Origin of the sequence: Bacillus multifaciens (assembly GCF_030756675.1) — a bacterium.
In the GTDB taxonomy this organism is placed as follows: domain Bacteria; phylum Bacillota; class Bacilli; order Bacillales; family Bacillaceae_G; genus Bacillus_A; species Bacillus_A multifaciens.
In genome coordinates, this window is the sequence record NZ_JAVBXD010000034.1 from 44,240 (window position 1) to 55,529 (window position 11,290).

General features: G+C 35.6%; 9 protein-coding genes. 3 read left to right on the forward strand and 6 right to left on the reverse strand.

The annotated features are described in order from the left end of the window. Positions 1 to 43 precede the first annotated feature (43 nt). Genes Q9306_RS18930 through Q9306_RS18940 form a run of 3 tightly spaced genes read right to left on the reverse strand, consistent with a single transcriptional unit; the run spans position 44 to position 3,012 of the window. The gene (locus Q9306_RS18930; protein WP_306201250.1) at positions 44 to 694 is read right to left on the reverse strand and encodes a response regulator; all 651 of its coding nucleotides are present in this window, start codon (positions 692 to 694) and stop codon (positions 44 to 46) included. After that, on the reverse strand, positions 663 to 2,126 hold the full coding sequence (locus Q9306_RS18935) for a sensor histidine kinase (RefSeq protein ID WP_306201251.1): 1,464 nt from the start codon (positions 2,124 to 2,126) through the stop codon (positions 663 to 665). Before Q9306_RS18935 ends, Q9306_RS18930 begins: the two co-directional genes overlap by 32 nt. Further along, positions 2,110 to 3,012, reverse strand: coding sequence for a substrate-binding domain-containing protein (locus tag Q9306_RS18940; RefSeq protein WP_306201254.1), 903 nt, complete (start codon positions 3,010 to 3,012; stop codon positions 2,110 to 2,112). Before Q9306_RS18940 ends, Q9306_RS18935 begins: the two co-directional genes overlap by 17 nt. Before the next feature lie 406 nt (positions 3,013 to 3,418). Between Q9306_RS18940 and pgtP the strand changes: the two genes are divergently transcribed. Continuing rightward, positions 3,419 to 4,783: a phosphoglycerate transporter PgtP gene (pgtP, locus tag Q9306_RS18945; protein ID WP_306201255.1), complete on the forward strand. Its 1,365-nt coding sequence runs from the start codon at positions 3,419 to 3,421 to the stop codon at positions 4,781 to 4,783. A gap of 381 nt (positions 4,784 to 5,164) precedes the next feature. Here pgtP and Q9306_RS18950 read toward each other — a convergent pair whose 3' ends face one another. After that, positions 5,165 to 5,488, reverse strand: coding sequence for a hypothetical protein (locus Q9306_RS18950; RefSeq protein WP_306201256.1), 324 nt, complete (start codon positions 5,486 to 5,488; stop codon positions 5,165 to 5,167). Positions 5,489 to 6,047: 559 nt separating this feature from the next. Here Q9306_RS18950 and hpt point away from each other — a divergent pair. Together hpt and fliB are read left to right on the forward strand one after the other, a co-directional pair. Next, positions 6,048 to 6,578, forward strand: a complete 531-nt coding sequence (gene hpt / locus Q9306_RS18955; RefSeq protein ID WP_306201257.1) for a hypoxanthine phosphoribosyltransferase — start codon at positions 6,048 to 6,050, stop codon at positions 6,576 to 6,578. Positions 6,579 to 6,812: 234 nt separating this feature from the next. Continuing rightward, entirely contained in the window at positions 6,813 to 8,060 is a 1,248-nt protein-coding gene (gene fliB / locus Q9306_RS18960; RefSeq protein WP_306201259.1) for a flagellin lysine-N-methylase, read from the forward strand. A gap of 153 nt (positions 8,061 to 8,213) precedes the next feature. Here the strand turns inward: fliB and Q9306_RS18965 are convergent, their stop codons facing one another. Beyond that, positions 8,214 to 10,160, reverse strand: coding sequence for an ABC transporter permease (locus Q9306_RS18965; RefSeq protein ID WP_306201261.1), 1,947 nt, complete (start codon positions 10,158 to 10,160; stop codon positions 8,214 to 8,216). Beyond that, a complete protein-coding gene (locus Q9306_RS18970) occupies positions 10,147 to 10,917 on the reverse strand; it encodes an ABC transporter ATP-binding protein (RefSeq protein ID WP_306201263.1) in 771 nt (256 codons plus the stop codon). Before Q9306_RS18970 ends, Q9306_RS18965 begins: the two co-directional genes overlap by 14 nt. Positions 10,918 to 11,290: the final 373 nt, after the last annotated feature.

Below are 11,290 nucleotides of genomic sequence, written 5' to 3' on the forward strand. Positions count from 1 at the left end.
AAACCACTGATGGAAGTTTTACTTTATAACAAACATTATCCCGTTATATCATGTTGATTAAATTATACTTTATGGCATATTGAACAAGTTCACTTTTCTTAGAAAGATTAAGTTTGTTCAACATTCTCGTCTTATGAGTATCAACCGTTTTTATACTGATAGTTAACTCTTGAGCAATTTCAGACAATGAAAATCCTTTAACAAGATACTGCAATACCTCCCGTTCACGCGGACTTAGAATTACATAAGGATTTCGGGACTCCGTTTCATTTTGTACTCTTTTTAACATCGTTGAAATTTCCTTTGGACGAAGGTATAGGTACCCGTCCATAACAGAATCAATAGCAGTGTATAATTCTTCATCTACAGCTGCTTTAGGGACATAACCTGAAGCTCCCGCGTTCATGATTAACGTTATATAGTCCTCATCTTCGTGCATGGTGAGCGCTATGACTTTCGCTTGTTCATAACGTAATTTAATCTCTTTAAGAACCTGGATCCCATCTAAGCGTGGTAAAGATATGTCCAATATCAAAATATCAGGTTTTAAAATGTCGTAAAGTTGAAGGGCTTCAAGCCCATCAGAGGCTTCACCTACAACTTTTAAGGACGGTCTTTTTTGCAGTAGTAGTTTTAAACCTGATCTTATCAAGGCGTGGTCATCAACTAGCATTATGCTGATTGTCTTTTTCATCTTGACACCCTTCTCTCTGTTTTACTGGGATAGACACCATAACTTCAGTCCCACCGATTTTGTGAGTTTTGATAAAAAATGAACCGCCTAGTAATTCAGCTCTTTCTCTCATTCCATATATTCCAATCCGATTTTGCTGGCGAGCTTTTTCAAAATCAGTCTCATGTATGCCTTGTCCATTATCATGGATGCTTAGCTTAATAGAATAATCATTAATCTCCATATTAATTACAATCTCAGTCGCTACTGTATGTTTCACCACATTAGTAAGACTTTCTTGAACAATTCGGTATAGTGCTACAGCGATATGACTATCTATGGTAGCAATGTCATCATCGGGAACGTGCAGTATTACAGCAAGAGCGAATTTTTCTTCAAACTTTCTTATATATTTCTTTAATGCCGGAATTAAACCTATATCATCAAGGATCGGTGGTCTTAATTCTACCGCTAAATCTCTAATTTCTCGTAAAATATTTGCCGCAGTCTCTCGACTTACATTAAGTAGCTCCTGTTGTTCAGCATCTTTAGCTTCATTAGCCAAAACACGCATTGTAACCATTAGAAACGTAAGAGCTTGGCTTGTTTCATCATGAAGTTCACGAGAAATTCTTTTTCTCTCCTCCTCATGCGCGGATAATAATTTCAAGATTAACGTATCTCGAAGAGCATCCTTTTCTTGAAGTTCCTTCAGTAATTTTTCTACTGCCGTACTCGAACTAATCAGGTTATCAGCCATTTCATTAAAAGCCCGCGCTAGTTTTCCAACTTCATCGTCACCCTCTGTTTTAGCCCTTAAGGATAAATTACCGGCTGATATACCTGATGCTATATCAACTAAACTGTTGATTGGTTTGGTAATGATACGAGTTACATAATAAGCTATACCTGCCGCTCCCATGCATACCAAAAATGTAGCGAAAACCAATTCTACTATTTTAGTAAAAATATAGCTTTTCGCCTCTTTTTCTGCCATTCCAACTCTAACAAATCCTACATCTCCACCTTCAATTGGAACAAGTATGTCATGGATATTTCCTTCATCTGAAGTTAATATGGCGGACTTTTCATTATTGCTACCATTAGGCTTATGTGCGTTTAATATTCCTTTCGGTAGATGTTTAGAAAATGTATTTCCAATAAGAACATTATTATTGTCAATGACCAGTATATAACGAACGTCTTTATTCGCTTCCTGTGCACGGGTAATGAGGAGGTGAATCGAATAGTAGTCGTCAGTTAGAATGTAATCCGAAGACAATGCCGCAACATTTTCAGCGATATTTACGCCACGCTTTTTAAGGTCCTCTGTCATCATTTTTGTGAGCGATTCCCAAATGATACATCCCAATAATAGAGCAAGAAAGAGTAGTGAAACGAGGATAGCTCCAAATATCTTCTGGTTTATTTGTAATTTATTTATCCATTTCATAGGTGACCTCATATAACTTAGGTTCAAATGGAACAAAACGATCAATAAACAGACCCTGAAAAGCTGATTTTATTGGTTCTTGTTCGTGCATGAAAATGAAACTTTCTTTAATAATTTTCTTCTCTTCATCAGGCAAATTACTCCTAACGACAACAGGACCGGTACCAATCGGTTCCGTTTTTGCAATAATTTTTAAATCCTTAACTAGTTCTGGATTTTGACGTTTCGTGCGTTCAAAAACTAAACTATCAACAGCAGCTGCGTCAACAACCTTATTTATCACAGCGCCTAAGGAGCTTTCATGATTATATGTAAAAACATAACGACCGAAGAAATGCTCTGGAGTTTCACTTAATTCAGCTAATTTTTTCCTCACAAAAATATACCCGGAATAACTGGTTGGATCGGTAAAGGCAACGTTTTTACCTCTTAAATCATTTATATCGGATATTTCATTTTCACGGTGTACGACAACATAACCATAGTAATAGGGAACTCCCATTCGTTCTTGCATAGCAATTGCTTCAAGGCCTTCGACATGTTTGTAGGTAATATACGCTCCTGTTGAAAGTATAGCGATGTCAGCACCTCCATTTATCATTAGCATGCTAATCTCATTATAACTCTTGCGCTGGATTAAAATTACGGGTCTATGGAGCTTTTCTCCAATATAATCAGCTATTTTCCTGTAGTACATAATTGTATCCGTCGGTGATAACACACTTGAAATTGCAATTCGTACAGGAGAGGGCTTTTCATCTTGAGAAGCAACAGGCATAACTTCAGATTCGGAGAAAATAATTTGAGAGCTTGAGCGATCATGCTGACAGCCTATTGCAAGTAAAGTAATAAAAAATATAAAAAAAAGCCTCAACAAATTTATCATACTTTCCTCCATTCTTGCAGGCGAGGGCTTTATGCATTATGTGGAAATACCTTAATTTAAGGCTTTCGAAATTTATATTTATATATTACTTCAGAACAATCCATGAAATCCATGGAAGATTGTATACTAAACTACTTTTCATGTCGGAATTGTGTCAGCAAGTATATATAAATCGCTACTATATATAGCCCTGAATGTTTTTTTGTCAGATAAACTCTTACACAAAATCAGATATTTGCTGATAGTTTAACGAGTTGGCATATAAGATAATGTAGCAAAGGAGGTATGATACAACACAAGTGTTTTGAAAACGTCTTCACCAAGAAGGCATTCTATTGAAATACTTAATTTCATGCTAATCTAAGTTTTTTCTGTAAATCAAAGTAAAGAAATCGAGGTAGATAGTATGTTCTCATTTTTGAAACCTAAAATCGCTACTACAAAAATAGCACCAGATCAGGTTCAAAAAACCTATAAGCTTTTCCGGCTACAATCTTTATTAGGAGTATTCTTGGGTTACATAGCTTACTATATAGTACGTAACAATTTTGCCTTATCTACTCCTTATTTGAAGGAACAACTCAATCTTAGTGCTACAGAAGTAGGCTTATTAAGCAGTTCCATGCTTATCGCTTATGGAATTAGTAAAGGTTTGATGAGTAGTATAGCCGACAAAGCTAATCCTAAAAGGTATATGGCACTTGGTTTACTTCTATGTGCTATGGTCAATATTATGATGGGCTTCAGCACGGCATTCTGGATGTTTGCAATTCTCGTTGTTTTTAATGGATTTTTTCAAGGAATGGGCGTTGGACCTAGCTTTATTACTATCGCAAACTGGTTTCCTCGTAAGGAAAGAGGAACTATCGGTGCTATATGGAATATTTCTCACAATATAGGTGGAGGTATCGTAGCACCTATCGTTGGTATGAGTTTTGCGATGTTAGGCTCCAATCACTGGCAAGCGGCAAGCTACCAAGTTCCAGCTGCTATAGCTATTGTTATTGCACTTATAATACTAACCCTTATTAAAGGCTCACCGGTAAGCGAAGGCTTGCCTCCGCTAAACGAAATTATCAAGGACGAATCCGATTCACAAACACAACAAAATGCTGATTCAAAACCGCCAGCAGACATGAGTGCTTGGCAGATTTTCAAGAATTATGTTTTATTTAACAAAAATGCATGGTTCGTTTCCTTCGTAGATGTTTTCGTTTACATGGTTCGTTTCGGCATTATAAGCTGGTTACCTATTTATTTATTACATGTGAAACATTTCACTAAAGAAGAGATGAGTGTTGCCTTTTTATTCTTTGAATGGGCAGCTATTCCTTCTACTCTTCTGGCTGGTTACCTATCAGACAAATTATTCAAAGGGCACCGCATGCCGCCAGCAATCATCGCTATGACAATGATACTCTTCTGTATCATTGGTTACTGGCAAAGTACATCTTTACACTGGGTGACTATCTTCGCCGCCATTATTGGATGCTTGATTTATATTCCACAATTCCTAGCTTCAGTACAAACTATGGAGGTAGTTCCGCCTTTCGCTGTTGGTTCTGCGGTTGGTTTGCGAGGTTTTATGAGCTACATTTTAGGTGCATCTTTAGGTACTACCCTCTTTGGTGTAATGGTTGACAAAGTAGGATGGAATGGTGGCTTCTACGTATTACTAGCAGCAACGATTTGCTGTATCATATGCTGTATATTGGCTCATCGAGGAGCAAAAGAACTAGAATACAACAAAAAACAGGGACTCCAATCCTAAAACAACTTAAAACATGAAAGAAAACGCCCTTCATCTGACCAAAAAAAATCAGATAAAGGGCATTTTTTTATACTTATTACAGCAAACGTTTAGTAGAAGAAATATATATAAAGTGAAACTTTAATCAGTGGGGGTTTTATTCATCCCCCACTGATTATTAGCCCTCACCAATCGGGCTTTCCTTGTTTTAAAACTTTGCGCGTGGCAGGAAAAGGCCCTGACCGCTATTATACATAGCCAGTCCCTCTCGATCACTTAAAAAAATGCTTTTCTATCGGTTTTTCATAGAGTGACTGAGTAGTTACTTTGTATTTATACAAATAAAAAAAGATTGCTTAATCAACAATCTTTTTTTGTGCCTCAGTATTCCAAGTTACTTTCCTAATGCGATTCTCTTTTTCTTACCATTTCAGGAGTTTGAGAATGGAGTGCGCAGCTGCTTTCAAAATTATTTTTACCGTCTTGCTTATGAATCCAAGATTTCATCTCATTCCATAAAACAACTCTATGCACATCATACCCTATGTGATATTGCTCATTTATATTCTCTTTGTAGTTCTCATTCCATTTGTACCATACTATTTTATCGCGTGAATCTACTGGTATTTCTCGCCGATCAATTACAGTTGTACAATCCTTATTATTAGCTAACATAATCGCATCATTCTCTAATAATAAAGCAAGAGCCGCTGAGCGCTTCTCCATTCTCTTTCTCCTTTCAGTTGTAGTGCCTAACGTCTTATTTCCCTAAAATGTGTGTGCCTTACATAGATAAGTTTATTCAAAATCATGCTGCTAAACTATCGATTAACCTTACAAAAAACCTTACATTTTTGTAAGGATTATAATATTTAATAAGGATATACAAATTTAAAATTTTCATTTGTAATCATATATAAATCGCTGCTATGCAGAATACACCATGACCTGCACTTTCTTGCTCCCTTTGTTTTAAGTAGCAGGAAAAGGAACTGACCGCTACTATGCATGGCCAGATGCTCTCGTCCTCCACTAAAAAGAAAGATGTTTTTATCCCGCATTAACGGGCAGTAAAAGCCCGATTGGTGAGGGCTAATAATCAGTGGGGGATGAAGAAAACCCCCACTGATTAAAGTTTTACTTTATGTCATTTTTCCAGGTTGCATTTGCATATTCTGAATATTTTGCATTTCCTATTTAAAATAAGTACTCTCTCCTTTGACTTTTCCCCCTCAATCCTTTACAGTCAAACTGTTCACAAGTTTGACAATGTAGGAGGCTCTCAATGGACATTCAACTAAAAGACACTTTAATCTCACAAGAACAGCTGCAAGAAAAGGTAAAAGAATTAGCACTGCAAATTGAACGTGATTTTGAAGGAGAAGAAATTTTTGTTATTGCTGTATTAAAAGGTTCTTTCGTATTTGCAGCAGATTTAATTCGCCATATTAAAAATGACGTAACAATTGACTTTATTTCTGCATCTAGCTATGGGAACCAAACAACAACAACTGGAAAAGTAAAATTACTAAAAGATATCGATGTAAATATTACTGGTAAAAACGTAATCGTAGTAGAAGATATTATCGATTCTGGTTTAACACTTCACTTCTTAAAAGACCACTTCTTAATGCATAAACCAAAAACGTTAAAATTCTGTACGCTTCTTGATAAACCAGAGCGCCGTAAAGTTGATTTAACAGCTGAATATGTTGGCTTCGTGATCCCAGATGAATTCATCGTTGGCTACGGCATTGACTGTGCTGAGAAATATCGAAACTTACCATATATTGCGTCAGTTGCAACGGATAAATAATATAATTATACTTAACAAAAAACGAGGTTGTCCCAATAGGTTCACTTTTGGGTAGCCTCGCTTTTTTACATATAAATAAGAGCTGTCCCTTTTTAAGCTAAGAAAGTATCTTAGATGTAACTTTCTCATGTCCAAAATACTATCTCAACCTAATATTGATAATCTGTATTTCTTAATATACAATTGATACATAATAAAAAGCTCATTGTAATATTAGCTAAGGAGACGCGTACTATGACACTTAATGACACAAAAAACAGACAGCTACTTGTTCCTCAGTATATGCAACAATTCTCTTGTATAGGATCAGAGTGTGAAGATTCTTGTTGCATTGGATGGAAAGTGACAGTTGATGAAGACACGTATAAAAAATACAAAAAATCTCGTGATTTAGAACTAAAGCCACTTTTCAAGAATAAGGTAACAAGACAACGTTCAAATCCATCTTCTTCGTCTTACGCTAAAATTAAAATGGAGGATGGAGGAAGATGTTCCTTCCTATCTGAAGAGAACCTTTGCAAGGTTCAATTAAAATTAGGGGAAGAGTATTTATCTAATACTTGTACAGTCTACCCCCGCTCTATTAATAGTATTAACGGCGTAATTGAGAAATCAGCTACTACGTCATGTCCTGAAGTTGCACGTTTAGCTCTTTTAAATCCAAATGGTATTGATTTTGCTGAGATTGAAGAACCGGCTAGTACTCCTGGGTCCATTGTAAAACAGTTAAAAACAGATGGCCTGAAAATCGATAATACGCCAAAAAAATATTTTTGGGAATTACGAATTTTCTCTATTCAAGTTATCCAAGACCGCTCTTATACGCTAGCGGAGCGTCTTATCATTTTGGGAATGTTCTATCAAAAGATACAGAAACACATTGATCAAGATGATGTTCATGGAATTCCAAATGTCATTGCTAATTTCACCAACTGGATGTCTAATCAAGGAATGAAAGAATCACTTGACAAAATACCTACTCATTTGGCGGTACAAATGGAATTATGTAAAGAATTAGTCGATTATCGTGCTAGCACAGCTATAACAAGCCAACGATACCGCGATTGTTTAACAGAGATGTTAAAAGGTATTCAATATACAAAAGAAGCATCTGTTGAAGAGATTACAGAGCACTATAAAAAGGCCTATGAAGAATTTTACGAGCCATTTATGACACAACATGAGTACATTTTAGAAAATTACCTAGTCAATTATGTATTTAAAAACTTGTTCCCACTTGGACACAAAACGATTTTCGATGATTATGTGATGCTAGTCATTCACTATTCAATGATAAAACTTCATTTAATCGGAATGGCAGGCTTTCATAAAGAATTAACGACAGATTTAGTAATCAAACTTATTCAATCTTTCGCAAAATCAGTTGAGCATAACGTTTTTTATCTAAAAAATGTATTTGATTTACTAAAGGCAAATGAATTTACAACAATGCCTTATATGGCAATTTTAATAAAGAATTAGGCAGGAAATCTGAATAAAACAGCCAACAGAAAAAAACTTTGATTTATGTCAGTATTATCTATAAAATGTAAGCCCCTACTCTAATCATTGGAGTAGGGGCTATTTCTATTTTAGAAAGGATGATGTAGTTAAACTGATTTACGGGAGTTTTTCCTACTCCCCGCTCACAATCTTAAAGTAAGAACGAACTGTTAAAAAGTAATATCCAACATAAATGATACTATATACACCGATACTCATTAATAACGGAATTAAAATTTCAAACGGCAATAAGTTTGATAATCCTTTTAACGCAAATAAGCTGTGCAAAATTCCAACCACCAACGGAATCGCAAAAATATAGAAGATCTGCTTTGCAATTGCTTTCTTCATTTCTTGCTTTGTTACTCCAATTTTACGAAGTACGACGTAACGATCACGGTCTGCATTCGCTTCTGTTAACTGTTTGAAGTAAATGATAGATCCTGTTGCCAGTAAGAATACAAGTCCTAAGAAAACACCGATGAACATCATCATACCCGCTGCTTCCATTCCGCCTTTAAACCCTGTATAGAAATCTCTAAAGACCGGTGCAGCTTCAGACCCTCTCGGCATAGTCTTTACTAGCTTCTCCGTTAATACTTTACTGTCTTTCTCATTTTTTACATTCATATTTTTAACAACTCTTGTTTCAACTGTCTTTTTCGCTTGCTCGTATACGTCATCTGGCACAACAACAACTAATTCTCCTAAGTTCGTAACATTACGACTTTCAGCATCTTTAATTGTTAATGCCTTCGTTTCATTTCCAATAGGAAACACTGCTTTATTACCTTTATATGCTGTACTAAACTCGTGTCCTTCGATATACATACCATCAAATATAAATGCTTCTCCAGCAGTTAAACTTACCACGTCCACATCCATCTTTTTCGCAATTACATTGAAAGCAGACTGTGACACAAGTTGATATTGTTCCGTCATCATATAATGAGAATTCATACTTATATCTGCTTTTTCACCTTCGAATTTCCCTTTCACCGGCACCATTTCAATTTCAAATTGCTCTGTAATCGAATTACGTTTCTTCTCTTCTGCGAAGATTGCATTCACCTTTTGTTCGAAAGCGGGATCTTTTTTCTCATAAGAAAAACTATACGGAGCAAAATCTTTCGCCTGAGTAAATGTATTATAATACGTCGTAACAGATGTACCAACAGCCGTTAATGTTACCGCGCTCAAAATAGCAATTGTCGCCAAAGATTTTGCATTTCCTTTAATGCGGTATAAAAGCTGAGATGTTGTTACCATATTCATTCCATTATAAAAGGATGATTTATAATTTCTTGCTCTTCTTAAAACAACAACTGTAAAGAACATAAAGAATAAATACGTACCAAGTATAGTCGCAAATAAAATATAAAATGCGATTATCATGAAGTCTGCATATTTAATAACTTTCGTAAACAAAAGTGATAAGAAGTACCCAGAACCAATTAAAAATATAGCGATACCTGCGATAATAATAGATCCTTTCGGCATTCCTTCTCCTTCACGCTCAGCGCGAAATAGTTCAATCAGTTTAAAACGATAAATTAAACGATATCCTTGCAACGATGTATATAAAATAATAACAAAGAAAACAACAGTTGTATCAATAATCGCCGCTAATGGGACCTCAAAATAAACTTGTAAATCAAGCCCCATTAAGCCTACTAATAATTCAAGAAATCCCTTAGACAGTACGCTGCCAATTATAATCCCTATTACTAGCGACATTAACCCCATTAACATATTTTCATAAAACAGCATTTTCCCAATTTGGCGTTTCCGAATTCCGAGTAAAGAATATAAACCAACTTCTTTTTTTCGTTTACGTGTAAAGAAACCATTGGAATAAATAATAAATAATGCTACGAAAATAATGAGCATCACGCTAGAAACTTGGAAGGCACCGCTAATTTCCTTTGACCCTTCCGCTGCCTTTTCCATTTGCGTATTATATTGAAGCGATGCAAACGTAAAGTAAATGACGATACTAAAAATCATCGACATAAAATATAAAGCATAATCTTTAAAGTTACGCTTTATATTACGAAGGGCAATACTAGATAACGTCATCTACTGCACCCCCAGAGATCGTAGACATTACGTCTAAAACCCGTCCAAAAAATTGCTTACGTGTTAATTCTCCTCTGTGCAGTTCTTTAAATAACTCACCATCTTTAATAAAAACAACGCGCTCACAATAACTTGCGGCAAATGCATCATGTGTAACCATTAAAATTGTCGATTGGTCATATTCATTTAATGCTTTCAAACTCTCCAATAAATCAGTTGCAGACTTAGAGTCTAACGCTCCCGTTGGTTCGTCCCCAAAAATCATACTTGGATTTGTAACAATTGCACGAGAAGCTGCGCAGCGCTGCCTTTGTCCACCAGATACTTGGTATGGATATTGCTCCAAAATATGATCAATGCCAAATTTTTTCGCGATTTCAAGAACTAGACGGTCAATTTCACTTGCCTTAACTTTTGATAATGCCAGCGGGAGCGCAATGTTTTCTTGTACCGTTAACGTATCCAATAAATTACAATCTTGGAAAACGAATCCTAAGTGGTCGCGACGGAACAACGCTAATTTATCATCAGTCATTTTCACAATATCATTTCCATCAATTAAAACTTCACCGTTCGTTGCGTTATCAATTGTAGAAAGAACATTTAATAACGTTGTTTTCCCCGATCCAGACGGTCCCATAATTCCAACGAACTCGCCTTCTTTCACTTGCAAGTTAATGCCTTTTAACGCTTCGTATGTATTTCCACCAGTATTATATACTTTTCTAATATCCTTAGCTTCTAACACTGTTTTCATTACTATATCCCTCGCTTTACCTTATCTCATCATTACTGTTGCCACGATTACACTTCCTTACACAATTAGAATTGTTATATAAGAAACCTTATCTCTATAAAAAAATTATATTAGAATTCTTTTCCAAATCACCTTGTTACTATACCATTTACCATAATAACAGGCTATCTATTTCTCTTACATAAACCTTACATTTATGTAAGGTTAAAAAAAGCCACTCTTCCAATGAAGTGCACCCCAATTGTTAGACACAGTCTAACAATTGAAGGTGCACTTTTTTATGGCTAAATTTTCTTCAAAAGAAAAAATACGAGCAGTAAAACGATATTTAGAGGGTACTGAAGGCGGAAAGACAATTGCTAAATCTATAGGT

Coding starts and splice junctions, on each gene's coding strand:
- pgtP (WP_306201255.1), top strand. CDS start 3,419: ATGTTCTCATTTTTGAAACCTAAAATCGCTACTACAAAAATAGCACCA.
- hpt (WP_306201257.1), top strand. CDS start 6,048: ATGGACATTCAACTAAAAGACACTTTAATCTCACAAGAACAGCTGCAA.
- Q9306_RS18950 (WP_306201256.1), bottom strand. CDS start 5,488: ATGGAGAAGCGCTCAGCGGCTCTTGCTTTATTATTAGAGAATGATGCG.
- Q9306_RS18970 (WP_306201263.1), bottom strand. CDS start 10,917: ATGAAAACAGTGTTAGAAGCTAAGGATATTAGAAAAGTATATAATACT.
- Q9306_RS18930 (WP_306201250.1), bottom strand. CDS start 694: ATGAAAAAGACAATCAGCATAATGCTAGTTGATGACCACGCCTTGATA.
- Q9306_RS18940 (WP_306201254.1), bottom strand. CDS start 3,012: ATGATAAATTTGTTGAGGCTTTTTTTTATATTTTTTATTACTTTACTT.
- Q9306_RS18965 (WP_306201261.1), bottom strand. CDS start 10,160: ATGACGTTATCTAGTATTGCCCTTCGTAATATAAAGCGTAACTTTAAA.
- Q9306_RS18935 (WP_306201251.1), bottom strand. CDS start 2,126: ATGAAATGGATAAATAAATTACAAATAAACCAGAAGATATTTGGAGCT.
- fliB (WP_306201259.1), top strand. CDS start 6,813: ATGACACTTAATGACACAAAAAACAGACAGCTACTTGTTCCTCAGTAT.